20 protein-coding genes are annotated in these 24,189 nt (G+C 59.6%); 5 read left to right on the top strand and 15 right to left on the bottom strand.

The features are described 5' to 3' along the window. Nucleotides 1–129: 129 nt before the first annotated feature. Nucleotides 130–1,326 carry an AAA family ATPase gene (locus ACZ0A4_RS25300; protein ID WP_463576746.1) on the bottom strand — a complete coding sequence of 399 codons (1,197 nt, stop codon included), beginning with the start codon at nt 1,324–1,326 and terminating at the stop codon, nt 130–132. 157 nt (nt 1,327–1,483) lie between these two features. Between ACZ0A4_RS25300 and ACZ0A4_RS25305 the strand changes: the two genes are divergently transcribed. The 3 genes from ACZ0A4_RS25305 to ACZ0A4_RS25315 are packed head-to-tail and all read left to right on the top strand — an operon-like array spanning nt 1,484 to nt 6,692. Further along, a complete protein-coding gene (locus tag ACZ0A4_RS25305; RefSeq protein ID WP_463576747.1) occupies nt 1,484–2,587 on the top strand; it encodes an efflux RND transporter periplasmic adaptor subunit in 1,104 nt (367 codons plus the stop codon). Next, nucleotides 2,584–3,648: an efflux RND transporter periplasmic adaptor subunit gene (locus ACZ0A4_RS25310; RefSeq protein WP_463576748.1), complete on the top strand. Its 1,065-nt coding sequence runs from the start codon at nt 2,584–2,586 to the stop codon at nt 3,646–3,648. Before ACZ0A4_RS25305 ends, ACZ0A4_RS25310 begins: the two co-directional genes overlap by 4 nt. Continuing rightward, nucleotides 3,645–6,692 (top strand): efflux RND transporter permease subunit, encoded by a 3,048-nt coding sequence (locus ACZ0A4_RS25315; protein ID WP_463576749.1) that lies wholly within the window; start codon nt 3,645–3,647, stop codon nt 6,690–6,692. The genes ACZ0A4_RS25310 and ACZ0A4_RS25315 overlap by 4 nt, the downstream gene beginning before the upstream one ends. Before the next feature lie 218 nt (nt 6,693–6,910). Here the strand turns inward: ACZ0A4_RS25315 and ACZ0A4_RS25320 are convergent, their stop codons facing one another. The 12 genes from ACZ0A4_RS25320 to ACZ0A4_RS25375 form a co-directional block, all read right to left on the bottom strand. After that, nucleotides 6,911–7,537: a class I SAM-dependent methyltransferase gene (locus ACZ0A4_RS25320; protein ID WP_397480838.1), complete on the bottom strand. Its 627-nt coding sequence runs from the start codon at nt 7,535–7,537 to the stop codon at nt 6,911–6,913. A 152-nt stretch (nt 7,538–7,689) separates the two neighbouring features. Continuing rightward, nucleotides 7,690–8,334, bottom strand: coding sequence for a methionine ABC transporter permease (locus ACZ0A4_RS25325; protein WP_034151854.1), 645 nt, complete (start codon nt 8,332–8,334; stop codon nt 7,690–7,692). Further along, a complete protein-coding gene (locus ACZ0A4_RS25330; protein WP_463576750.1) occupies nt 8,324–9,445 on the bottom strand; it encodes a methionine ABC transporter ATP-binding protein in 1,122 nt (373 codons plus the stop codon). The genes ACZ0A4_RS25325 and ACZ0A4_RS25330 overlap by 11 nt, the downstream gene beginning before the upstream one ends. 2 nt (nt 9,446–9,447) lie before the next feature. Continuing rightward, a complete protein-coding gene (locus tag ACZ0A4_RS25335) occupies nt 9,448–10,257 on the bottom strand; it encodes a MetQ/NlpA family ABC transporter substrate-binding protein (RefSeq protein WP_463576751.1) in 810 nt (269 codons plus the stop codon). A 118-nt stretch (nt 10,258–10,375) separates the two neighbouring features. Continuing rightward, nucleotides 10,376–11,734, bottom strand: coding sequence for an LLM class flavin-dependent oxidoreductase (locus ACZ0A4_RS25340; RefSeq protein ID WP_463576752.1), 1,359 nt, complete (start codon nt 11,732–11,734; stop codon nt 10,376–10,378). Next, nucleotides 11,734–12,927 (bottom strand): SfnB family sulfur acquisition oxidoreductase, encoded by a 1,194-nt coding sequence (locus ACZ0A4_RS25345; RefSeq protein WP_463576753.1) that lies wholly within the window; start codon nt 12,925–12,927, stop codon nt 11,734–11,736. The genes ACZ0A4_RS25340 and ACZ0A4_RS25345 overlap by 1 nt, the downstream gene beginning before the upstream one ends. Nucleotides 12,928–12,950: 23 nt before the next feature. Beyond that, entirely contained in the window at nt 12,951–14,192 is a 1,242-nt protein-coding gene (locus tag ACZ0A4_RS25350) for an SfnB family sulfur acquisition oxidoreductase (protein ID WP_463576754.1), read from the bottom strand. Nucleotides 14,193–14,460: 268 nt separating this feature from the next. Further along, the gene (locus ACZ0A4_RS25355; RefSeq protein ID WP_463576755.1) at nt 14,461–15,225 is read right to left on the bottom strand and encodes a hypothetical protein; all 765 of its coding nucleotides are present in this window, start codon (nt 15,223–15,225) and stop codon (nt 14,461–14,463) included. 471 nt (nt 15,226–15,696) lie between these two features. After that, nucleotides 15,697–16,446, bottom strand: a complete 750-nt coding sequence (gene tcyN / locus ACZ0A4_RS25360) for an L-cystine ABC transporter ATP-binding protein TcyN (RefSeq protein WP_463577635.1) — start codon at nt 16,444–16,446, stop codon at nt 15,697–15,699. 2 nt (nt 16,447–16,448) lie between these two features. Continuing rightward, a complete protein-coding gene (gene tcyL, locus ACZ0A4_RS25365) occupies nt 16,449–17,165 on the bottom strand; it encodes a cystine ABC transporter permease (protein ID WP_463576756.1) in 717 nt (238 codons plus the stop codon). Beyond that, complete coding sequence (tcyJ, locus tag ACZ0A4_RS25370) at nt 17,165–17,965, bottom strand: cystine ABC transporter substrate-binding protein (RefSeq protein ID WP_463576757.1); 801 nt, start codon at nt 17,963–17,965, stop codon at nt 17,165–17,167. The genes tcyL and tcyJ overlap by 1 nt, the downstream gene beginning before the upstream one ends. A gap of 229 nt (nt 17,966–18,194) precedes the next feature. Further along, nucleotides 18,195–19,187, bottom strand: coding sequence for a D-cysteine desulfhydrase (locus ACZ0A4_RS25375; RefSeq protein ID WP_463576758.1), 993 nt, complete (start codon nt 19,185–19,187; stop codon nt 18,195–18,197). A gap of 190 nt (nt 19,188–19,377) precedes the next feature. Between ACZ0A4_RS25375 and epsC the strand changes: the two genes are divergently transcribed. Together epsC and betT are read left to right on the top strand one after the other, a co-directional pair. Next, on the top strand, nt 19,378–20,304 hold the full coding sequence (epsC, locus tag ACZ0A4_RS25380; protein ID WP_095122234.1) for a serine O-acetyltransferase EpsC: 927 nt from the start codon (nt 19,378–19,380) through the stop codon (nt 20,302–20,304). A gap of 400 nt (nt 20,305–20,704) precedes the next feature. After that, a complete protein-coding gene (betT, locus tag ACZ0A4_RS25385) occupies nt 20,705–22,666 on the top strand; it encodes a choline transporter BetT (RefSeq protein ID WP_422607443.1) in 1,962 nt (653 codons plus the stop codon). Between the two features lie 25 nt (nt 22,667–22,691). Here the strand turns inward: betT and ACZ0A4_RS25390 are convergent, their stop codons facing one another. Together ACZ0A4_RS25390 and ACZ0A4_RS25395 are read right to left on the bottom strand one after the other, a co-directional pair. Further along, nucleotides 22,692–22,952: a hypothetical protein gene (locus tag ACZ0A4_RS25390; RefSeq protein WP_463576759.1), complete on the bottom strand. Its 261-nt coding sequence runs from the start codon at nt 22,950–22,952 to the stop codon at nt 22,692–22,694. A gap of 175 nt (nt 22,953–23,127) precedes the next feature. Continuing rightward, entirely contained in the window at nt 23,128–24,165 is a 1,038-nt protein-coding gene (locus ACZ0A4_RS25395; RefSeq protein WP_463576760.1) for a LacI family DNA-binding transcriptional regulator, read from the bottom strand. Between the last annotated feature and the right edge of the window lie 24 nt (nt 24,166–24,189).

Consider the following 24,189-nt stretch of genomic DNA (forward strand, 5'->3'; position numbering starts at 1 on the left):
CCGATTTCTGGGCTTTCAAAACTTGAGTTCAACTCGAGACTTTCATGTCGGCGAAGTTCGAAAGAACAACCCGGTCAGTCCCCTCTCCCTCCGGGAGAGGGTTAGGGTGAGGGGCTTTGCCTGAATCACTCAATCGGGCCAGTTCCACGCCGGCTCATCCAGCACCCGCTGCCCGACAATCCCGGTCTGTCCCAGGGTTTTCTCCAGCACGATGCAATTGCACTCCGGGTCTTCCTGCAACGCTGAAATCAACCGCCGCGCATGGGAAACCACCCACACCTGACACTGCTCCGAGGCCCGGATAATCAACCGCGCCAGCGCCGGCAACAGATCCGGGTGCAGACTGGTTTCCGGTTCGTTCAGCACCATTAATGACGGTGGCCGTGGCGTCAGCAGCGCTGCGACCAGCAGCAGATAGCGCAACGTCCCGTCCGACAATTCCGCCGCCGACAATGGCCGCAACAAACCTTCCTGATAAAACTCGATGGCAAAACGTCCACCGGCCTGCGCTTCGATATGCACGCGTGCGCCCGGAAACGCATCGGTAATCGCCGCACGCATCGCGTCGCCGTCACCAATCTCAATGATGGTCTGCAACGCCGCCGCCAGATCACGCCCATCGTGATGCAGCACCGGCGTGCGCGTGCCCAGTTGCGGTTGGCGCACCGGCGCGTCGGCATCGCTGCGAAAATGATCGTAGAAGCGCCAGCGGCGGATGAACTCACGCATCTGGAACACTTCCGGCGAGCTGCGCAGGCTGCCGACCTGATCGAACAGGCTGTCAAAGTTCGGCGTGTGCTGTGCCAGCACATCCCATTTGCGCTCGGCGCGTGCGCGGATCATCGGACCGTCGCGGTCCACCAACAGGCTGGCGGGCCGATAATGCGGGCCGGCCCAAATGCATTCGCGCTTGATCTGCGGGTCGAGGCTGAAGCGCGAGGGAATGGGACGCGAATGTTCGGGCAGCATGAAATGCCCATTGGAGTCGGGCAGGCCGAGGCTGATCGAGTAACTGAAATCTTCCCCGGCAAACCCCAGGCGCAATCGTTTCACCCCTTGGCGCACTGTCGACTGGATTGGCACCTCACCGTTACGCATGCGTCGGCTGATGGTTTCCGGCCCGGCCCAGAAGGTCGAATCCAGCCCACCCTCACGGGCCAGGGCATTGACCACGCCGCCCTGAGCGGTTTCCGCCAGCAGGCGCAAGGCCCGGTAAAGATTGGACTTGCCGCTGCCGTTGGGGCCGGTGATCAGGTTCAGGCGGCCGAGCGGGATTACCAATTTGTTGATCGAGCGGTAATTGGCCACCGCCAAAGTGTTGAGCATGTCAGGCCTTTTTTCAGGTGCGGCTGATGGATCAGAGGATACCCGTTACCGACACGCCAAGCTTTTCTTCATAAGACCTGCGTGCAAGCGGGGAACCCTGTTCTAAGCTCTGAAGTCGTATCGTCCCGATAGTCTCGAAAAATGCCAAGGAGTCTGCATGGCGGGTCCCGGATTGAAAGTGGTGGTGGCCCTGAGTGCCATGGCCTTGCTGACCGCTTGCGGCGACAAGAAGCCCGCGCAGGAATACTTGCCACGGGTCTTCGTACAGGAAGTGAAACCCACGGACTACGCGGCTTCGGTGACGTTGACCGGCGATGTTCAGGCGCGCGTGCAGACTGAATTGTCGTTTCGTGTTGGCGGCAAGATCATCCAGCGCATGGTCGACGTCGGCGATCGGGTCACGGCCAAACAGGTATTGGCCAAACTCGACCCCAAGGATTTGCAGACCAACGTCGATTCGGCCCAAGCCCAGGTCGTCGCTGAACAAGCCCGAGTGAAACAGAGCGCTGCGGCGTTCGTGCGTCAGCAAAAGCTCCTGCCCAAGGGCTACACCAGCCAGAGCGAATACGATTCCGCCCAAGCGGCGTTGCGCAGCAGCCAGAGCGCCTTGAGCGCGGCGCAGGCGCAATTGGCCAATGCGAAGGACCAACTCAGCTACACCGCGTTGATTGCCGATGCTCCGGGCGTGATCACCGAGCGTCAGGCCGAAGTCGGCCAAGTGGTCCAGGCCACCGCGCCGATTTTCAGCCTGGCCCGCGATGGTGATCGCGATGCGGTGTTCAACGTGTATGAATCACTGCTCGCCGAGCGTCCCACGGACAACAAGATCACCGTCAGCCTGCTCGACAACCCCGAGATCAAAACCACCGGTACCGTGCGCGAAGTCACCCCGGCGGTATCGGCGCAATCCGGAACCGTGCAAGTCAAAGTCACCCTCGACAAACTGCCGCCGGGCATGCAACTCGGCTCGGTGGTCAGCGCCACGGCGAAAGGGTCGGGCAAATCGGCAGTCGAGCTGCCGTGGTCAGCATTGACGAAAAACATCAGCGATACCGCGGTGTGGATGGTTGACGACAAGGGCGAAGCGCAATTGCACGACGTCACGGTAGGCCGTTACCTGACCGGCAAAGTCATCATCAGCGAAGGCCTCAAGCGTGGCGAGAAAGTCATCGTCGCCGGTGGGCAGTTGTTGCACCCGGGAATGAAAGTCGAGATCGCCGAAAACACCTACAAGGATCTGCAACCGGGAGCACAGCCATGAAGCGTCTGTGGCTGTTACCCATGGCTGTGTTGTTGGCCGCGTGCTCAAAGAAAGAGCCGCCGCCCGAGCCGGTACGTCCGGTGCTGTCGGTCAAGGTCGAAGCGTTGAGCGAGGAAAACCTCGGGCGTTTCGCCGGCAGCATTCAGGCGCGCTACGAGAGCAACACCGGTTTCCGCGTCGGTGGTCGTATTGCCAGCCGTAACGTCGATGTCGGCGCCGAGGTGGAGAAGGGCACGCTGCTCGCCACCCTCGATCCGTCCGATCAGCAGAACCAGTTGCGCTCGGCCCAGGGCGATCTGGCCAAAGTCCAGGCGCAACTGATCAATGCGCAAGCCAACGCTCGGCGTCAGCAGGCGCTGTTCGACCGTGGCGTCGGCGCGCAGGCCCAACTGGACATTGCCATGACCGATCTGAAAACCACCCAGGCCTCGCTGGATCAGGCGCGGGCGGCGGTCAACCAGAGCAAGGACCAACTCGGCTATACCGAATTGCGCTCCGACCATCGCGCCGTGGTCACCGCATGGAATGCCGAGGCCGGGCAGGTCGTCACGGCTGGCCAGCAAGTGGTGACCCTGGCGCAACCGGACATCAAGGAAGCGGTGATCGATCTGCCGGATACATTGGTCGATCAGATCCCCAGCGACGTGGTGTTCTCGGTGGCCGCGCAACTTGATCCGAGCATCAACACCACGGCGATCATTCGCGAAATCGAACCACAGGCGCAGAGCGCCACGCGCACCCGGCGAGCACGCCTGACCCTGGCCGACACGCCCGACGGCTTTCGCCTCGGCACGGCGATCAGCGTCACCCTGAGTTCGGCAATCAAACCGCGTATCGAATTGCCCGCCACGGCGTTGCAGGAGGTCGATGGCAAACCGCGAATCTGGGTAATCGATACGCAAAACAAAACCGTCAGCCCCCGCGATGTCACGGTCATCAGCCGTACCGACAACAGCGTCGTACTGGCGGGCGGCGTGAAGAACGGCGAGCGTGTGGTCAGCGCCGGCGTCAACAGTCTCAAACCCGGACAGTCGGTGAAACTTGACGAGGACAGTCAATGAAAGGCTCTTTCAATCTCTCCGAATGGGCCCTCAAGCATCAGTCTTTCGTCTGGTATCTGATGTTCGTCGGATTGCTCATGGGGGTGTTCTCGTACTTCAATCTGGGGCGCGAAGAAGACCCGTCGTTCACCATCAAGACCATGGTGATCCAGACCAAATGGCCGGGCGCGACCCAAGAGGAAACCCTCAAGCAGGTCACCGACCGCATCGAGAAAAAACTCGAAGAGCTCGACTCCCTCGACTACGTGAAAAGCTACACGCGCCCAGGCGAATCGACGGTGTACGTGTACCTGCGCGACACCACCAGTGCCAAGGACATCCCGGAGATCTGGTATCAGGTGCGCAAGAAGATCGACGACATCCGCGGGCAGTTTCCCCAGGGCATTCAGGGGCCGGGATTCAACGACGAGTTCGGTGATGTGTTCGGCTCGGTGTATGCCTTTACCGCTGATGGCCTGACCATGCGCCAGCTGCGCGACTATGTGGAGCAGGCCCGCGCCGAGATCCGCAATGTGCCGGGGCTGGGCAAGATCGAAATGGTCGGCCAGCAGGACGAAGTGATTTACCTGAACTTCTCCACGCGCAAACTCGCCGCGCTGGGCATTGACCAACGACAGGTGGTGGAAAGCCTGCAATCGCAGAACGCCGTGACGCCGGCAGGCGTGATCGAGGCCGGGCCCGAGCGGATTTCCGTGCGGACGTCGGGGCAGTTTGCGTCGGAGAAGGATCTGGCTGAGGTCAATCTCAAGCTCAATGATCGTTTCTATCGTCTGGCCGATATTGCCGACATCAGCCGTGGTTACGTCGATCCGGCCACTCCGGAGTTTCGCTTCGACGGCAAACCGGCCATCGGCCTCGCCATTGCCATGCAGAAGGGCGGCAACGTTCAGGAATTCGGCAAGGCCTTGCATGCGCGCATCGACCAACTGACGGCGGACTTGCCGGTCGGCGTTGGCGTGCACACCGTGTCCGATCAGGCGGTGGTGGTGGAAGAGGCCGTTGGCGGCTTCACCAGCGCGCTGTTCGAAGCAGTGATCATCGTGCTGGTGGTCAGCTTCATCAGCCTTGGCGTGCGCGCCGGCCTGGTGGTGGCGTGCTCGATTCCGCTGGTGCTGGCGATGGTGTTTGTGTTCATGGAATACAGTGGCATCACCATGCAGCGGATTTCTCTCGGGGCTTTGATCATCGCCCTCGGCCTGTTGGTGGACGATGCGATGATCACCGTGGAGATGATGGTCACGCGCCTGGAGATGGGCGAGACCAAGGAGCAGGCGGCGACGTTCGCCTACACCTCGACGGCGTTCCCGATGCTCACCGGGACGTTGGTGACGGTCGCCGGTTTCGTGCCCATCGGCCTCAACGCCAGTTCCGCCGGTGAATACACCTACACGCTGTTTGCGGTGATTGCCGTGGCCATGATTGTGTCGTGGATTGTGGCGGTGTTCTTCGCTCCGGTGATCGGCGTGCACATTCTCAGCGCCAACGTGAAACCCCATGAAGCCGAGCCGGGCCGCGTCGGGCGTGCATTCAATGGCGGTCTGTTGTGGGCGATGCGCAATCGCTGGTGGGCAATCGGTATCACTGTGCTGTTGTTTGCCTTGTCGATTTTTTGCATGCGCTTTGTGCAGAACCAGTTCTTCCCGTCCTCGGACCGCCCGGAAATCCTCGTTGACCTCAACCTGCCGCAAAACGCCTCGATCGACGAAACCCGCAAGGCTGTCGACAAGCTTGAGGCGACGCTCAAAGGCGACCCGGACATCGTGCGCTGGAGCACCTACATCGGTCAGGGCGCGATCCGTTTCTACCTGCCCCTCGATCAGCAACTCCAGAATCCGTACTACGCGCAACTGGTGATCGTCAGCAAGGATTTCGAAGCTCGCGAAGCCTTGAGCCAGCGACTGCGCGAGCGTTTGCACAAAGAGTTCGTCGGCATCGGCAGCTATGTGCAAGCGCTGGAAATGGGCCCGCCGGTGGGGCGTCCGATCCAGTACCGGGTCAGCGGCAAGGACATCGATCAAGTGCGCAAACACGCCATCGATCTCGCGACCGAACTGGACAAGAACTCGCACATCGGCGAGATCATTTACGACTGGAACGAGCCGGGCAAAGTCCTGCGCATCGACATCGCCCAGGACAAGGCCCGGCAGCTCGGGTTGTCGTCCGAAGACGTGGCGAACCTGATGAACAGCATCGTCAGTGGCTCGCCGTTGACCCAGGTCGATGACGATATCTACCTGATCAACGTGGTCGGTCGTGCGGTGGATTCCGAACGCGGCACGCCGGAAACCCTGCAAAACCTGCAGATCGTCACGCCGAGCGGCACCTCGATTCCGCTGCTGGCGTTCGCTACGGTCCGTTATGAACTGGAGCAGCCGCTGGTGTGGCGTCGCGACCGTTTGCCGACGATCACCATCAAGGCGTCGGTGCGCGACGAGATCCAGCCGACCGATCTGGTGAAAATCCTCAAGCCGTCCATTGACGCCTTTGCCGAGAAACTGCCGGTCGGCTACAAAGTCGCCACCGGCGGTACGGTCGAGGAAAGCGGCAAGGCCCAAGGGCCGATTGCCAAGGTCCTGCCGTTGATGCTGTTCCTGATGGCCACATTCCTGATGATCCAGTTGCACAGCGTGCAGAAGATGTTCCTCGTCGCGAGTGTCGCGCCGCTGGGGCTGATCGGCGTGGTGCTGGCGCTGGTGCCGACCGGCACGCCGATGGGTTTCGTGGCGATTCTGGGGATTCTCGCGCTGATCGGCATCATCATCCGTAACTCGGTGATTCTGGTGACGCAGATCGATGAGTTCGAGAAAAAGGGCTATGCGCCGTGGGATGCAGTCGTCGAGGCGACCGAGCATCGACGCCGGCCGATTCTGCTGACCGCAGCGGCGGCGAGCATGGGCATGATCCCGATCGCCCGCGAAGTGTTCTGGGGGCCGATGGCGTACGCGATGATTGGCGGGATTGTGGTCGCGACGTTGTTGACGCTGCTGTTTTTGCCGGCGCTGTATGTGGCCTGGTACAAGATTCGCGAACCGAAGAAGGATTGAGTCAACAGCAGCCCCTCACCCTAACCCTCTCCCAAGGGAGAGGGGACTGATTGGGGGATGCCTTGGAGATACGCCGACCTGAAATATCTTCGTTGAATCCATAATCGACTCGGTCTCTCAGGTCGATGTATGAAGCGAGGCATCTCGGTCGGCCCCCTCTCCCTGTGGGAGAGGGCTGGGCGGGCGGCGTTCCGATGAGGGGCTTTTCCTGACTCAACTCAGTCCTTGCGCCAGACGCTGGCCAACCAAGGCTGCTGCTCTCGCGGCAGCCCTGCCGGGCGGTAGTAATGCTCAAGCTCGACAAACCCCGCCGCCGACAGCAACCCTTGCCACGCCGCCAGATCGTGATACGAGCCATACCGCGGCCCGTTCCAGCCCTCACGATTATCCCCACGTGGATTGGAACTGAACAACACGCCACCCGGTTTCAACGCGCCGTGCAGTTGCTTGAGTACCCGTGGTAATTCCTGCAACGGCACATGAAACAGCACCGCGTTGGCGAAGATTCCGTCGAAACGTTCGGCCGGCAGATCCAGTTTCAGAAAATCCTGCTGCAACACCTCACAGCCACTGTCCTCACGGGCCATTCGCGCAAATTCCTGCGAACCGTCGAGGCCGACCGCGATGTGACCCATTCGTGTAAACGTTTGCAAATCCCGGCCCGGGCCGCAGCCGAAATCCAGAATCGTGAAGGGCGCTGAGACCTGGATATGCCGCAGCAACGCATTGATGTTCTGGCTGACATCGTGATCGCGCGTGCCTTCACGAAAATCTTCGGCCACCGAGTTGTAGTGGCCGAGGGTGGTGGCGGTGATCTGTTCGAGATCGTTGGGGGTTTGCTTCATGGTCGGGTGCATGTTCAGGGAGAGATGTGCCGACTATAAGCGAAAAGATCGCAGCCTGCGGCAGCTCCTACAGGGGCCGATTGCACCGTTCATCCAACGGTCGACGTCGATCCTGCAGGAGCTGCCGCAGGCTGCGATCTTTTGATCTTGCCTCACCGCTTATTCAACCCCCGAGCCAACCGATCCCCACCCAACTGAATCACCGCCACCAACGCCACCAGCAAGACAATCACCGTCAACATGATCTGGCTGTCAAAGCGCTGATAGCCGTAGCGATAGGCGATATCGCCCAACCCGCCAGCACCAATTGCCCCGGCCATTGCCGAGGAGTTGATCATTGTCACCAAGGTAATGGTGAAACCGCCGACAATTCCCGGAAGCGCCTCCGGCAACAACACATGCCAGACAATGTGCCAACGGCGGCAACCCATCGCCTGCGCGGCTTCGATCAGACCATGATCAACCTCACGCAGACTGACTTCAGCAATCCGCGCAAAGAACGGCGTCGCGGCAATCGTCAGCGGTACCACCGCTGCCCAGACACCGTATGTAGTGCCGACAATCAACCGGGTAAACGGAATCAGCGCGACCATCAGAATCAGAAACGGGATCGAGCGGAACAGGTTCACGAACGCGCCCAAGGCACGGTTCAAAACCGGCGCTTCGTAGATGCCGCCCTTGTCGCTGGTGACCAGGATCACCGCCATGGGAATCCCCACCAGCAGCGCGATCAGCGACGAAACACCGACCATCAGGAACGTGTCGATAAACCCCTGCAGCAAGCGATCAAACCACATAACCCACTACCTCCACTCGCTGCGCCCACGGTGCGGCGCGCTCGCGCAATTGTTCGGCGCTGAACGCTGAGTCGCTGATAGCCAACAACAGTTGCCCCAATGCGTGCCCCTGAATCCGTTCGACGCCGCCCTGAAGCAACTTCACCCGGCCACCTAATGCTGCGAACAGTGCCGCCAGATCCGGCTCGTCACTGGCGCTGCCGGTGAACTGCAAGCGCAGCACCACAGCGGCGTCGGAGGACGGCGCTTGGGCTTGCAAACGACTCTGCAGTTCTTCCGGCAACGCGTGTTGCAGCGGCGCGAGCAAGGTCTGGCTGACCTCATGCTGCGGGTTGCCGAACACTTCCCATACCGGGCCTTGCTCGACGACGCGGCCGTGCTCAAGCACGACGACGCGATCGCAGATTTCGCGGATCACTGCCATCTCATGAGTAATCAGAACGATGGTCAGACCCAGGCGTTTGTTGATCTCGCGCAGCAGGCCGAGGATCGACTGGGTGGTCTCCGGGTCGAGCGCCGAAGTGGCCTCGTCACAGAGCAAAATATCCGGGTCATGCACCAACGCGCGGGCGATGCCTACGCGTTGTTTCTGCCCGCCGGACAGCTGCGCAGGATAGGCCTTGTGCTTGGCTTGCAGGCCGACCAGCTCGAGCAGTTCACGCACCTTTTTCTCGCGTTGTTCTTTCGGCACGCCCGCGACTTTCAGCGGCAGTTCGACGTTCTGCCAAACAGTCTTGGCCGACATCAGATTGAAGTGCTGAAAAATCATGCCGATACGCCGGCGCAGGGCGACAAGACGGTCTTCATCGAACTCGCCGATGTCGACTTGATCGATCAACACCCGCCCTGAGGTCGGTTGCTCCAGACGATTGATCGTGCGAATCAGCGACGACTTGCCGGCGCCGCTGCGGCCGATAATGCCGAACACTTCGCCGCGCTGAATTGCCAGATCGATGCCCTGCAAAGCCGCGACCGGGCCTTGCCGGCCGTTGTAGGTTTTACCCAGGCCGATGAAACGTACGTGGGCGCGATTCAACTCGGGGTGCAGCTCGGTTTTTTCAGCATTGTGGGGCTCTGGAATCTCCAGTCGCCGTTGGATCGCGGCCGTCATGCTCAGCTTTCCCAACCGGCTTGATACAGCTTGCCGTGGGCCTTATCCAGTGCCGCGCGAACGGCTGGCGAGTGCTGGTAGATGTCGACGAACTTGATCAGGCGCGGATCGGTTTTGCTCTTCGGCTGGATAACAAACTGGATCACGTATTCCTTGTGGTCGAGGCCGTCGAACAGCAGCGCCGAACCGGCATCGAAGGTCTTCGCCAGACGAATGTAGGCCGGGTAGCCCTGGACCAGATCGGCATCGTCGTAAGCGCGCACCAGTTGTACGGCTTCGACCTGGAGGATTTTGATTTTCTTCGGATTTGCGATGATATCGTCTTCGGTAGCCTTGTAGCCGACGCCCGGTTTTAGCGTGATCAAACCGGCCTTGGCCAGCAGTTGCAGGCCGCGTCCGCTGTTGATCGGATCGTTGGCGATAGCGACGCTGGCGCCTTCGGGCAGCTCGTCGAAGCTTTTGTATTTTTTCGAATAAAGGCCGACGTTGTTGATGATCCCCGGCGCGAATGGCACCAGATCAAAACCCGAAGCGGCTTTGGCGTTTTCGAGGAACGGGATGTGCTGGAAGTAGTTCACGTCGATGTCGCCGGCGGCGAGGCTGACGTTCGGTGCGATCCAGTCGGTGAACTCCACCAGTTCGACTTTCAAGCCTTGTTTGGAAGCTTCTTCTACGGCGGCTTCCAGCGGGATGGCGAAGGCGGCGGTGGTGCCGATTTTCAACGGAGCGTCGGCGGCGTAGACCGCCGAGCTGAACAGGCCGAGGGCCAGGGCCAGTGCTTTGACTGGGTTGGACAGGGTTTTCTTGGTCATGATGAGTTTCCAGTCAGTGCATAAATTTTTGGTGTCTGGTCGGGCCTCTTCGCGAGCAGGCTCGCTCCCACAGGGGAAATGCATTCCCAATGTGGGAGCGAGCCTGCTCGCGAAGCTTTTAATGTCGGTATGAAGATCCGGTGTGTTGCTCGGGCAACTGCGCCTCACCGTGAAACAACTTCTCGCGCAAGCTGCCGTTGTCGTACGCGGTCTTGTACGACCCGCGCCGCTGCAACTCCGGAATCACCAGCTCAATGAAATCGACATAACTTTCCGGGGTAACAATGCGGGTTAGGTTGAAACCATCGAGGCCGGTCTCGGCAATCCACGATTCCAGCTCATCCGCGACTTTCTCAGGCGAGCCGACCACGGTGATGTAGCGACCACCAAGGGCGTGCTGTTCAAGCAACTTGCGCCTGGTCCAGTCGTTGTTTTGCAGGTTCTTGGTGGCCGACTGAATGGCGTTGCTCTTCACGTACTGGATCGGTTCGTCGATCTCGTACTGGGAAAAGTCGATGCCGGTGGAGGCGGAAAAGTGCGCCACGCCGGCTTCGGCGCTGGCGTAGCTCAGGTATTCGGCGTGTTTGGCCCATGCCGCCTCTTCGGTCGCGCCGACGATCACATTCAGGCCCATGAACACCTTGATGTCCTCAGGATTACGCCCCGCTTCAACAGCGCTGGCACGCACTTTGTCGACCTGAACTTTGGTCGACGGTTTGTTCTGACCGCTGATGAACACGCACTCGGCATGGCGCCCGGCGAACAGCAAACCGCGATCGGAACTGCCGGCCTGAAACAGCACTGGTGTGCGCTGTGGCGATGGCTCGCAGAGGTGATAACCCTCGACCTGATAGAACTCGCCCTTGTGCTCGACCTTGTGCACTTTTTCCGGGTTGGCGTAGATGCGCTGCTCGCGGTCATTGAGCACCGCGCCGTTTTCCCAGCTGCCTTCCCAGAGTTTGTAGAGCACTTCCAGGTACTCGTCGGCCTGATCGTAGCGACGGTCATGTTCGACCTGTTCGCGCAGACCCATGGCTTTGGCGGCGCTGTCGAGATAACCGGTGACGATGTTCCAGCCCACACGACCACGGCTCAAATGATCGAGCGTCGACATGCGTCGGGCGAACAGATACGGCGGCTCATAAGTGAGATTTGCGGTCAGACCGAACCCCAGATTTTTGGTCACGGCAGCCATGGCTGAAACCAGCAGCAGCGGGTCGTTGACCGGCAGCTGGATCGACTCTTTCAGCGGCACTTCGACCGAATTCTGGTAGACGTCGTACACACCAACGATGTCGGCGATGAACAAGCCGTCGAACAGCCCGCGCTCCAGCAATTGCGCCAGGTCCGTCCAGTATTCGAGGGTGTTGTAGCGCGTCGAGGTGTCACGCGGATGCGTCCACAGGCCATGGTTTATGTGGCCGATGCAGTTCATGTTGAACGCGTTGAGCAAGATCTTCTTTTTCGCCGCGCTCATCAGATCGTCCCTCGTAGTGGAGGGTTTTCATCGTTGAGGTAGTAGTTGCCCACCGCGTGATACTTCCAGCGCACCGGGTCATGCAGGGTGTGCACGCGGGCATTGCGCCAGTGGCGGTCGAGGCCGTGTTCGATCAGGGTCGCCTGGCTGCCGGCCAGTTCGAACAGGGTGCTGCCGGCGGCCAAAGAGATTTCAGTGCTGATTGCCCGTGCTTCGGCGACTGCAATCGAAGCGGCGGCGACGGTTTCTACGTTGGTCTCGGCTTGCGCGGCGTCGAGGAATTCGCCAGCACGTTCAAGCAAGGCTTCGGTGGCGTGCAGGCGAATGCTCAAGTGGCCGAAGCTCTTCAGCGTCAGCGGGTCTTCGGTGGCTTTGTCGTTGCCGGAATCGATCCATGGGCGGGTCTTGCTGCGCACGAAGTGCAGCGCCTCTTCGTAAGCGGCGCGGGCGATGCCGGTGTCGATGGCGGCGTGAAGGATTTGTGCCAACGGGCCGACCGTGGTTGGGCGTTCGAAGGCGCTTTGAAACGACAGCACGTCTTCGGCGGCAACGAATACATCTTCGAACACCACCGAACCGCTACCGGTGGTGCGTTGGCCAAAGCCGCTCCAGTCGTCGATCACGGTCAGGCCTTTGCTGTCACGCGGGACGAAAGCCAATTGCTGTACGCCGTTTTCATCCACCACAGAAGTCGGAATGCGCTGAGCGTAAATCGCCCCGGTCGCGTAGAACTTGCGACCGTTGATGCGATAACCGTCACCGTCGGGCTTGAGGCTGGTGACGCGGTCGTGGGCGGTTTTGGTGCCCAGTTCCGCCAAGGCATTGCCGAAGCGTTGGCCGGCGAGAACTTCGGCGTACAGCCGTTGTTTTTGCGCGTGGCTACCGTTTACGCGCAGCACTTCCAGTGCGTAAAAATGGTTTTGCGGAATCTGTCCGAGCGAGCCGTCGGCCTGAGCGATCAGGGCGATGACTTTGGCCAAGGTAACGCTGGACACACCTGCGCCGCCGTATTCCTTGGGCACGCTGATGCCCCATAGACCGGAGCGGGAAAATACATCGAGTTCCGGCAGTGGCAAGCGACGCTCACGGTCGCGCAGGGCGCTGTCGCGTTTAAAGTCTTCGGCCAGGTCGCTGGCGACGATCAGGGCTTGCTCATCGCTGGTGATGACCGCGACGTGATGGGAAAAAGTCATAGGTTTCTCCAGATGTCTGGTTGTCAGATCCAGGAATGGCGAGCCGGCAAAGTGCCGTTGAGGCGATAGGCGCCAATCGCGTGATATTTCCAGCGCACCGGGTCATGCAACGTATGCACGCGGGCGTTGCGCCAGTGGCGGTCGAGATTGAATTCGGCGAGGGTCGCGCGGCTGCCGGCCAGTTCGAAAAGCTTTTCGCTGGCGAGTAGAGAAATCTCGGTGGTCAGCACCTTCGCTTCGGCCACGGCAATCGAGGCGCGTGCGGCAGAGTCGGCAGTGAGCGGCGCGGCGTGCACTTGATCGAGAACTTTGCCAGCCTTGCGCAACAGCGCTTCGGCGGCGTGAAGTTCGATTTTCAGTTTGCCGATGTCGGCGATTACGTAGAGGTCATCGCTGGCGCGATCAACCTTGGCATCGATCCATGGTCGCGCGCGGGTTTTGACGAACTCGATGGCGTCGTCGATGGCGCCACGGGCGATGCCGGCGTCGATGGCCGCTTGAATCAGCTGCGACACCGCGCCTTGGGTATTCGGGGTTTCGTTGATCTTCCAGTTGTCGACGACCAGGCTCGACTCGACGCGCACATTGTTCAGCAGAATCGTGCCGCTGGCGGTGGTGCGCTGACCGAAGCCTGACCAGTCATCAACGATGCGCAGGCCCGGCGTGCCGCGACGAACGAAGGCCAGCACTTGCTTGCCGTCATCGTTGAGTGCCTTGACCGCGACCCAGTGCGCAAACAGCGCGCCGGTGGAATAGAACTTCTGGCCGTTGATCACGTAATCATCGCCGTCGGCGGTGATCCGTGCTTTCAATTCCAGAGTGTTTTTGGTGCCGCGTTCCGGGCCGGCATTGCCGATGCGCCAGCCTTCCAGGACGCTCTGGAGCAGCTGTTTTTTCTGCGCTTCGGTGGCGCTACCGAGCACCAGATTGATGATGCCGAACTGGTTCTGCGGGATCTGCCCCAACGCTGGATCGGCGGCGGAAATGATCGCGAACACCTCGGCCAAAGTGACAAAGGAAACCTGCGGGCCACCGTATTCACGCGGGATGGCAATGCTGCCTAAACCGCTGCGGGTGAACTGTTCGATTTCCGACCACGGCAGCTTGCGCTGACGGTCGCGTTTGGCGGCCTGCACGCGGGCGACTTGCGCCAGTTCATGGGCGGCCTTGATGGCTTGAGCGTCGTTGCGCAAAACCTGCGCGGGCAACAACAACGGGGCGATGTCCAGATCCGACTGAACGTTTGCGTCTGCCAGACTGGACATCAGTGCCGCTCCTTGGCTGCACGCAATGCCCTGGCGATCTGCACTGGGGTGATTGTGTTCCGGACCATACTACCTACCTCACATCTCATGAAAAACGCCGCAAAGTGCGGCGAATGAAAGAATGTCCGGTGGTCCGGTTCATATACCCTAAGCGTGTATAAATATTAAATAAACTAACTTTTAGGAATATGTATAGAAGGGGTGATGGTCGGGTTGGTTAAGAGTTTCAAGTGAGGGGGCTCACCCCCCCCTTCACTAGCAAGGCGCCTCAGGCCTTGCGCGATTCGGCCGCCTTGAGTTCCTGCCTCAGAGGGACTTTCAGATAAGGATTTACACAACCGATCTTCAAGGTACGTGGCGGCGCCCAGCGTGAGTTGTTACCGACCCGATCGAGAATGCAATACGTCACGTCCAGGCGCAGATCCTCGCCGGCTTCGACAATCACCGAAGGAGGTACCCAGACCTGAATCGGTAACCCGATATCCGCAGCGGTGATTGGTACCAGATCCATGCGCACATCACCCCAGCGCAAGGTGATGGCGTCGTCCTCGGCCATGTTCAGGTACGGCTCGATGGTCAGCGGCACACCGCGTTTGATCTGGTTTGGATTCACACCTTGGCGGCGAATGGGGTCAGGGATGGTCACGGGGGCCAACTGCTGGTTTTCGTCGTCGCTGAGCGCTGAAGGTTGTCCGCCCGGGCAGTCCAGTTTGACCTGCACTCGCGTCGCCGCCGACAACGCCGGGCCCTCACCGATCTGCATCACCCGATAGTGAATGCGTGCGGTGCCATTGGCGATGAAGCTCTCTGGCACGCGCAGGCTGATGGCCGTGCCGACGTCTTCTGCCGTCAGTAACCTGGAGGCGACATAGCATTTGTTCCAGAACAGCTCGATGAGGTCTCCGCTATCCATATCAGGGTAAGGCGACACCTCGACCAGCAAATGGGCGGCGGCGGTCAGGTTGATGCCGTTTTTTTGCGCTGGCGCCAGGATCGGCGCTGCCAGTTCGGGGGTATGCGAAGTGCGGGTCATCGATTTCTCTCCTTGAAGCCTTGCAGCGAAGTCCGTTTCTGGAAGAACAAAAGGCGTGAATAAACTGGCAATAAAACTTTGAACTTTTATTCAAGTTGAATACGGGTTGATTGAACTAAGTGGTGCCAGTTGTCGACTAGATAAGAGTGTGCGGGATGGGGTGTCAATAGACGATATTAGTTAATCCGCGAATTACAAATTAATCAGAAGTTTCCTACGCTATCATGGTCATCTGCCTAGGTGCTCAGGCGAAATGAGCCACGGAACTCAGGGCTTTTTGGCGGGTTTTGCGCATGTTTATTCAAGCGCTGTCATGTCGGGTGGGGCGGGATTGAGGCGGGTATTATCTGTTGCAGAACATATATCTGTACCGCTTCGGATATGTTTTGTCTGGATAGGGTGTTGATGAGGTGGGGTTTTGATAAAGGTAACTTCCGTCCGTGGAAGTTGCCGGTATTGCAATAAAAGTTCTCAGGCGTGATTCAAGAACTTGCTGAGAAACTGTTGAGTGCGTTGTTCTGTCGGGTTGGCAAACAACGCTTTCGCTTCGCCTTGCTCGACGATCACGCCTTTGTCGAAAAACACCACGCGGTTGGCCACGTCCCGGGCAAAACCCATTTCGTGGGTAACGATGACCATGGTGCGTTTTTCTTCGGCGAGCCCCCGAATGGTCGCCAGCACTTCACCGACCAGTTCCGGGTCGAGGGCCGAAGTCGGTTCGTCGAACAGGATCACTTCCGGCTCCATCGCCAGCGCTCTGGCTATCGCCACGCGCTGTTGCTGACCACCAGAGAGACGACGCGGATAAGCATCTTCCTTACCGGCGAGTCCGACCTTGGCCAGCAGCTTCTTGCCCAGAGCAACCGCCTCTTCGCGCGGTATCTTCTTGACCACGATCGGGCCTTCGATGACGTTTTCCAGTGCGGTGCGATGGGGGAACAGGTTGAAGTTCTGAAAGACGAAGCCAACGTGCTGGCGCAGGTTGCGCACCAGACTCTGCTGCTGGTTCAGCGGGCGACTGGTATCAATTTCGATATCGCCGACCTTGATCCGACCGCTGGTGGGTTGTTCAAGGAAATTCAGGCAACGCAGGAACGTCGTTTTCCCCGAGCCGCTGGGGCCGATGATTGCGACGACTTCGCCTTCCTTCACCTCGAGGTCGATGCCGTTGAGCACGACCTGACCCTTGAATTGCTTGGTCAGTTTTTCCACGACAATCATCGTCATGACTCCTGGTCGTGCCGATTGACCCGCTCTTCCAACTTGTTCTGGAAGTGCGAAAGCACTGTGGCCAGAATCCAGTAGATCAGCGCGGCGGCAAGATACATGGTGAAGACTTCGAAAGTCCGGGCGGTAATCAGTTGCGCCTGACGGAACAGCTCCGGCACCTGAATGGTGGCGGCCAGTGCGGTGTCCTTGACCAGCGAAATGAAGCTGTTGCCCAGCGGCGGCAACGCCGTGCGCATCGCTTGCGGCAGGATGGCCCGGCGCAGGGTTTGCGCGCGGGTCATGCCGATGCTCGCAGCCGCTTCCCACTGGCCACGTTCGATGGAACCGATCGCGGCGCGGAGGATTTCACAGGCGTAAGCGGCCATGTTCAGCGAGAAGCCGATCAGCGCCGCTGGCAGCGGATCCAGTTCGATTCCCAGTTGCGGGAAGCCGTAATAGATCACGAACAGTTGCACCAGCAACGGCGTGCCGCGAAAGAACGACACGTAGATGCGCGCCAGCCAGCTCACCGATTTGAAGCGCGACAGGCGCATCAACGCCAGGCCGAAGCCGAGCAGCAAGCCGAAGAACATCCCGCCGAGGCTGAGAACTACCGTGTAATACGCGCCCTTGAGCAGAAAGGGCGCGGAGTCCAGTAACAGCGCCGATGTTTCGGCGAGTTGCTGGCTCAACTGCGGGAAGTGCGCTTCGAATTGAAATCCAACTTCCATTATTTAGTGACGTCTGCGTTGAAGTACTTCTCGGACAGCTTCTTCAAAGTGCCGTCTGCACGCAGTTCGTCGATGGCCTTGTTCACGGCAGCCAGCAGTTCCGGCTCACCTTTACGCAAGGCAACACCGGCTTCCTGGCGGGAGAAGGCTTCACCGGCAGCGACGGTTTTCGGTGCTTTCTTGGCGTATTCAAGCGCGGCCAGACGGTCGATCAGGATGGCGTCGGTACGGCCGTTGTTCAGGTCGGCAAACTTGGTCGGATCATCATCGTAGGTGCGCACGTCAGCGCCCGGCACGTTGGCGCGAACCCATTGTTCGTAGTTGGTGCCCAGGCCTACACCGACTTTTTTGCCGGACAGGTCATTGGCGGTCTTGATGTTCAGCGCCGCTTCTTTGCTCTTCAGCACCAGCGCCTGAATACCGGAAACGGTGTACGGCTCGGAGAAGTCATACTTCTTCTTGCGCTCGTCGGAGATGGTCACCTGGTTGACTACAACGTCCAGACGCTTGGATTCCAGCGCGGCGAGGATGCCGTCCCACTTGGTCGGCTGAATCTTGGCTTTGACACCGAGTTTTTGCGCCAGCGCTTCAGAGAGTTCAACTTCGAAACCGGACAGTTTGCCGTCGGCATCGACGAAGCTGAACGGTGGATAAGTGCCTTCCAGGCCGACGTTGATAACGCCTTTGTCCTTGATCTGTTGCAGCTGCTCACCGGCTACTGCCTGGCTGATCAGGCCGGCGCTCAGCGCTAGGCCCAGCGAACCCACCAGCAGATTGCGACGTAGTGCGGAAAAATTCATGACGAGCCCCTGTGTTTTCTTATGGAAGACGCTTAAGGAAAGTTGGCGAATGGGTGATTCGTGCGCCTGCGTTATCGTGCCCTAAAGCAGCTTATGCGTCTTGCGCGAAATTCGCCTGCGGCGAGACTATAAGATGTCTGCGTTAGACTTGAAAATACTTAATATTCGAAATGTTATTCCTTGTTGGAATATAAGAATTGCTCCCACGCAGAGCGCGGGAACGAGCTCGCTACAGGAAATCCTTGTAGGCAAACAAGGCTGGCGCGCCACCGGTATGCAGGAAGATGATCGGGCCTTCATCAAAACGCTGACGACCAATCCCATCAAGCAAACCCGCCATCGCCTTGCCGGTGTACACCGGATCGAGCAACACCGCTTCCTGACTCGCCAACAGCTTCACCGCCGCCAATGTCCCGGCATTCGGTTCGCCATAACGCGGACCGAAATATTCATCCCACAACTCGATCTTGAAACCCTCAGGAAGCGCCACACCGAGCAGTTCAGCCGTACGTTCGGCCAGCCCCTGAACCTTCGGGCGCTGATCTTCTTCACTGCGCGAAACTGTCACCCCAATCACCGGCAATTGCGGCAATACTTCGCTCAACGCCAATGCCAGACCGCTGTGCGTTCCGGCACTGCCCGAGGCCAATACCACCGCAGCGAAATCCACACCGGTGTCCTTTATCTGTTCGGCCAGCTCCAGACCGGCGCGCACATAACCCAAGGCGCCGAGCGCATTGGAGCCGCCGATTGGCACCAGGTACGGTTTCTTGCCATTGCTGCGCAGTCGTACGGCGAGGGCGGCGAGTTGTTCGTCGGCGTTGTCGAGGTTGTCGACCAGTTCGACTTTGGTATCGAACAGATCCAGCAGCAGGCGATTGCCGTTGCCGGTGTAGTTGCTATCGGCGGTACCCAACGGGTTTTCCAGCAGTGCTACACAGCCGAGACCGAGTTTGGCGGCCAGTGCGGCGGTCTGGCGAACGTGGTTCGATTGCAGCGCACCGGCAGTGATCAGCGTGTCGGCGCCTTGCGCCAAGGCGTCTGCGGCGAGGTATTCGAGCTTGCGCAGCTTGTTGCCGCCCATGGCCAGCGGCGTCAGGTCATCGCGCTTGATGTACACCTCGCGGCCGAGCCAGGTGGACAGCCGTTCGAGTTTTTCCAGCGGCGTCGGGTGATTGAGCAGGTCGAGGCGGGCAAAGCGGTCCAGCTGTTGTTTGATCATGAGTCCGTACTGGCGGAGAAAGATGAAAGGACTATAGGCACGCGCTTTTGCAGGAGCAACCGCCAATCGCTTATAGCTAAATCGACTGACCCCAGCACTATCGGTTCTTAATTCGCTCTCCTGACCTTGCCGTAAAGTAGTCGCCGTTGACGCGGCCAGACAGTCCGGCCGCCCGTGAGGAGTCTTTACCGTGAGCGAGCGTTCCAGCCATTGGCAATTGCAGACCATCGTCAGTCAACTGCGCAGCGCGCGGGATCAGTGGCGGGCACAGAACGGCCGGGCGTCCGGCGAGCAGGGTGGTCGCGAGTTGCCATCGCGGGCTGCGATGGCGGAGATTCTCGAAGCACTGTGTGGGGCGTTGTTCCCGATGCGTTTGGGGCCGGTGGATCTGCGCGAAGAGAGTGAAGATTTCTACGTCGGCCACACCCTCGATGTGGCGCTAAATGCGTTATTGGCGCAGACCCGTCTGGAACTGCGTTACGTCGCCCGCCACAGCGCTTCGGCTGACACCGAAGTCGAGGCCCGTGCGATTCAGATTATTCAGGACTTTGCCCTGGCCTTGCCGGGCTTGCGCACGCTGCTCGACACCGATGTGCTGGCCGCTTATCACGGTGATCCGGCGGCGCGCAGTGTCGATGAAGTGCTGCTGTGCTACCCGGGAATTCTGGCGGTGATTCACCATCGTCTCGCCCACCATTTGTATCGCGCAGGCTTGCCGTTGCTGGCGCGGATCAGCGCAGAAATTGCCCATTCCGCGACCGGTATCGATATCCATCCGGGCGCGCAGATCGGCCGCAGTTTCTTTATCGATCACGGCACGGGTGTGGTGATTGGCGAGACGGCGATCATTGGTGAGCGGGTGCGGATTTATCAGGCGGTGACGTTGGGCGCCAAGCGCTTCCCGGCGGATGAAGACGGTCAGTTGCAGAAGGGCCATCCGCGTCATCCGATTGTTGAGGATGACGTGGTGATTTATGCCGGGGCGACGATTCTCGGGCGGATCACCATTGGCAAGGGTTCGACCATTGGCGGCAATGTGTGGCTGACGCGCAGTGTGCCGGCGGGGTGCAATTTGACTCAGGCGAATTTGCAGCATGATGACGGGACGCAGAAGTAGGCTTCTGAATTTGCTTCGCGGCTGCTGACCTTCGCGAGCAAGCTCGCTCCCACAATGGAATGCATTTCAACTGTGGGAGCGAGCCTGCTCGCGAATGCTCTTCAGGCTGAAATCGGAATAATGGCCTTCAGCCAATTCTCCAGTGAACGAATCCCCTTAAACCCACGTCATACCCCTCCTTGAGCTAGCGTAGGAAAACTACCGCCTGGCCGTACGATTAGTCCTTGCAACCCTATCCATGTTTAACTTGAACGTTCATTCAAGTTAAACCGGTGGTTCGCTGCCCGCTCACAACAGGAGGCTTGCCTTTGCTGAGTCCGATCATTTCAGCCACGTTTCAACCCCTCGAGGTGCACGTTTCATGAGTGCATCGTCCACCCCCGCCAGCGGTCTGGTACGCATGAATCCGCCGGTGTTCTATTTCGCCGCGACGGTCATTCTGCTGTTTGGTCTCGTTGTCATCGCCATGCCTGAGCAGGCCGGCGCCTGGCTGCTGGAAGCGCAAAACTGGGCGGCCAATACGGTCGGCTGGTACTACATGCTTGCGATGACGCTGTATCTGGTCTTCGTGGTGGTCACCGCCTTATCCGGCTACGGCAAGATAAAACTCGGTGCCGACCACGACGAGCCCGAATTCAGTTACCTGTCCTGGGCCGGCATGCTGTTCGCCGCCGGGATCAGCATCACGCTGTTTTTCTTCTGCGTCTCTGAGCCGCTGACCCACATGCTCCAGCCGCCGCAAGGCGAGGCGGGCACGGCGGATGCGGCGCGCCAGGCCATGCAGATTCTGTTTTTGCACTGGGGCCTGCATGGCTGGGGCGTGTTCGCCTTTGTCGGTATGGCGCTGGCCTATTTCGCTTACCGCCACAACCTGCCACTGGCTCTGCGCTCGGCGCTGTATCCGCTGATCGGCAAACGCATCAACGGCCCCATCGGTTATGCGGTGGACGGCTTCGGGATTATCGCCACGGTGTTCGGTCTGGGTGCCGACATGGGTTTTGGTGTGCTGCACCTCAACTCCGGTCTCGACTACCTGTTCGGCATCGCTCACACCCAGTGGATTCAGGTCGGCCTGATCACGCTGATGATGGGCGCAGCGATCATCGTTGCCGTTTCCGGCGTCGATAAAGGCGTGCGGGTGATGTCCGACATCAACATGCTGCTGGCCTGTGCGCTGCTGCTGTTTGTGTTGTTCGCCGGGCCTACCCAGCACCTGCTCAACACCTTGATCCAGAACATCGGCGACTACCTCGGCGCCTTGCCGATGAAGAGTTTCGACCTCTACGCCTACGACAAGCCGAGCGACTGGCTCGGCGGCTGGACAGTGTTTTACTGGGCCTGGTGGATTGCATGGTCGCCGTTCGTGGGCCTGTTCATCGCCCGGATTTCCCGTGGCCGCACCATCCGCGAATTCGTTTTCGGCGTGCTGCTTATTCCGCTTGGTTTCACCCTCGCGTGGATGTCGATCTTCGGCAACAGCGCCATCGATCAGGTACTCAACCACGGCATGAGCGCGCTGGGCATGTCGGCCCTCGACAACCCGTCGATGAGTATTTACCTGTTGCTGGAAACCTACCCGTGGAGCAAAACCGTCATCGCCGTGACGGTGTTTATCAGCTTCGTGTTCTTCGTCACCTCAGCTGACTCCGGCACCGTGGTGCTCTCGACGCTGTCGGCCAAGGGTGGCAACCCGGATGAAGACGGGCCGAAATGGCTGCGGGTGTTCTGGGGCGCGATGACGGCGTTGATCACCAGTGCGCTGCTGTTCTCCGGCAGCATCGATGCGCTGAAGTCAGCGGTAGTGCTGACTTCGTTGCCGTTCTCGCTGATTCTGCTGCTGATGATGTGGGGCCTGCACAAGGCGTTCTATCTGGAGTCGCAGAAACAGATCGCGCAATTGCATTCGCTGGCACCGGTCTCCGGTTCGCGGCGCGGCACGGGTGGGTGGCGCCAACGCCTGAGTCAGGCTGTGCACTTCCCGTCGCGGGACGAGGTGTACCGCTTCATGGACACCACGGTGCGCCCGGCGATTGAAGAAGTGACGGCGGTGTTCGTCGAGAAAGGCCTGAACGTGGTCACCCAGCCGGATCCGGCGAATGACAGCGTTAGCCTGGAAATCGGCCACGGCGATGCGCATCCGTTCATCTACCAGGTGCAGATGCGCGGCTACTTCACGCCGTCGTTCGCGCGTGGCGGGATGGGCTCGAAGCAGCTAAACAATCGTCGCTACTACCGCGCCGAAGTGCACTTGAGCGAGGGCAGTCAGGATTACGATCTGGTCGGCTATACCAAAGAGCAGATCATCAACGACATCCTCGACCAGTACGAACGCCACATGCAGTTCCTGCATCTGGTGCGTTGATCGGGAGCTGAGCGTCGGGACGTTTTTATGACTCGGCGCTCAGCACCATGAACAACACCATCGCCGCCATCGGCACGCCGAATACCGCACTGCCAATCGCTATTTCCGAACCCAGCGGTTGTTTCGCATGCACCACACCCACCGCGCCATTAATCACCGTCAACGCCAGCCACAGAGCGGCGAAGCCGTAGGCCATGGTCTGACGGCTGAATCCGATGCGCTCGCCGATGTAGAGCATCAGCGCGAGCAGGATCAGGCCGAATAAAATGATGATGGCGGTGTGCATGGCGAGCTCTGTCTGGTGGATGAGTATTGCCTGAAAGACCGCTATCGCGAGCAGGCTCGCTCCTACAGTGGAGCGCTCTGTGGTCAGCCCCGTTCCCTGTAGGAGTGAGCCTGCTCGCGATAGGGCCACCTCGGTAGTCTTTAAAGCATAGCCAATCCCGCCCCCGCCATATTCATCAGGTGCTTTCGCGTCCGATGACTTGGCACTGCAGCAGATTCAGCCGTTGCACCTCCTCGCTTGGTAATACCCCAAGGCTTTCCAGCACTCGTGTCGCGGCGAGTACGCCAATCTCCAGCGCCGGTGGTTTGATCGTGCTCAGGCTCGGCAGCAGCATCTCGGCGAAGGGGTAGTCGCCGAAGCCGAGGACGGCGCAGTCTTCAGGGATTTTCAAACCGGCGCGTTGCCCGGCGAGCAGGCCACCGGCGGCGAGGTTGTCGTTGGCGAAGATGATCGCGTCGGGGGGCGGTGAGGCGTTCATCAGGGCGTCCATCGCCTGTTTGCCGGCCTCGAATGGAGGGCGATCAGCGTCGGGGGCGAAGACCCACGGTGCCAGGCCCGATTCCCGTAAGGTCGCCGCGTAACCGTCGCGGCGTTCCAAGGCGCTGAAGTCGCCCGTAGCGCTGTTCTGCACAAAGGCGATACGTCGATAACCTTTTCCCAGCAGATACTTCGCCGCCGTCACGCCCACGTCGAAATGCGAAAAACCGATCTGCATCGGCTCGCGATCCGGCTGGTAATCCCAGGTTTCGATCACCGGCACATCGGCTTCGGCAATCATCTTTTCGGTACCGGCACTGTGAAAGTGACTGGTCAGCACCAACGCCGCTGGCGACCAGCCGAGAAACGCGCGCACCGCGTTTTCTTCCTGCTCGGTACTGAAGTAACTCGACGCCAGTAACAGCTGATAGCCATGGCGGCTAAGCGTATCGCTGAACCCTTGAAGGGTATTGGCGAAGATCGGCCCGGAGATGTTCGGGATCACCATGCCGACGATTTTCCCCCGCGCCGAAGCCAATCCGCCGGCCACCAGATTCGGCACGTAACCCAACTCAGCCACCACCGCCGCAATACGCTCGCGGCGCTCGGGCGAAACCTGCTCGGGCTGATTGAAATAGCGCGACACGGTAATCGCCGAAACCCCGGCCTCACGTGCCACCGCATTCAGGGTCACGCGTCCGGCGCCACGGCGTTTGCGCGGTTTTTCTTCGCTCAAGGCTCGATCCTTCTTAAAAACCAA

It is taken from the genome of Pseudomonas sp. AC172, from assembly GCF_979258595.1.

Coding starts and splice junctions, on each gene's coding strand:
- ACZ0A4_RS25300 (WP_463576746.1), bottom strand. CDS start 1,326: ATGCTCAACACTTTGGCGGTGGCCAATTACCGCTCGATCAACAAATTG.
- ACZ0A4_RS25305 (WP_463576747.1), top strand. CDS start 1,484: ATGGCGGGTCCCGGATTGAAAGTGGTGGTGGCCCTGAGTGCCATGGCC.
- ACZ0A4_RS25310 (WP_463576748.1), top strand. CDS start 2,584: ATGAAGCGTCTGTGGCTGTTACCCATGGCTGTGTTGTTGGCCGCGTGC.
- ACZ0A4_RS25315 (WP_463576749.1), top strand. CDS start 3,645: ATGAAAGGCTCTTTCAATCTCTCCGAATGGGCCCTCAAGCATCAGTCT.
- ACZ0A4_RS25320 (WP_397480838.1), bottom strand. CDS start 7,537: ATGAAGCAAACCCCCAACGATCTCGAACAGATCACCGCCACCACCCTC.
- ACZ0A4_RS25325 (WP_034151854.1), bottom strand. CDS start 8,334: ATGTGGTTTGATCGCTTGCTGCAGGGGTTTATCGACACGTTCCTGATG.
- ACZ0A4_RS25330 (WP_463576750.1), bottom strand. CDS start 9,445: ATGACGGCCGCGATCCAACGGCGACTGGAGATTCCAGAGCCCCACAAT.
- ACZ0A4_RS25335 (WP_463576751.1), bottom strand. CDS start 10,257: ATGACCAAGAAAACCCTGTCCAACCCAGTCAAAGCACTGGCCCTGGCC.
- ACZ0A4_RS25340 (WP_463576752.1), bottom strand. CDS start 11,734: ATGAGCGCGGCGAAAAAGAAGATCTTGCTCAACGCGTTCAACATGAAC.
- ACZ0A4_RS25345 (WP_463576753.1), bottom strand. CDS start 12,927: ATGACTTTTTCCCATCACGTCGCGGTCATCACCAGCGATGAGCAAGCC.
- ACZ0A4_RS25350 (WP_463576754.1), bottom strand. CDS start 14,192: ATGTCCAGTCTGGCAGACGCAAACGTTCAGTCGGATCTGGACATCGCC.
- ACZ0A4_RS25355 (WP_463576755.1), bottom strand. CDS start 15,225: ATGACCCGCACTTCGCATACCCCCGAACTGGCAGCGCCGATCCTGGCG.
- tcyN (WP_463577635.1), bottom strand. CDS start 16,446: ATGATTGTCGTGGAAAAACTGACCAAGCAATTCAAGGGTCAGGTCGTG.
- tcyL (WP_463576756.1), bottom strand. CDS start 17,165: ATGGAAGTTGGATTTCAATTCGAAGCGCACTTCCCGCAGTTGAGCCAG.
- tcyJ (WP_463576757.1), bottom strand. CDS start 17,965: ATGAATTTTTCCGCACTACGTCGCAATCTGCTGGTGGGTTCGCTGGGC.
- ACZ0A4_RS25375 (WP_463576758.1), bottom strand. CDS start 19,187: ATGATCAAACAACAGCTGGACCGCTTTGCCCGCCTCGACCTGCTCAAT.
- betT (WP_422607443.1), top strand. CDS start 20,705: ATGAATCCGCCGGTGTTCTATTTCGCCGCGACGGTCATTCTGCTGTTT.
- ACZ0A4_RS25390 (WP_463576759.1), bottom strand. CDS start 22,952: ATGCACACCGCCATCATCATTTTATTCGGCCTGATCCTGCTCGCGCTG.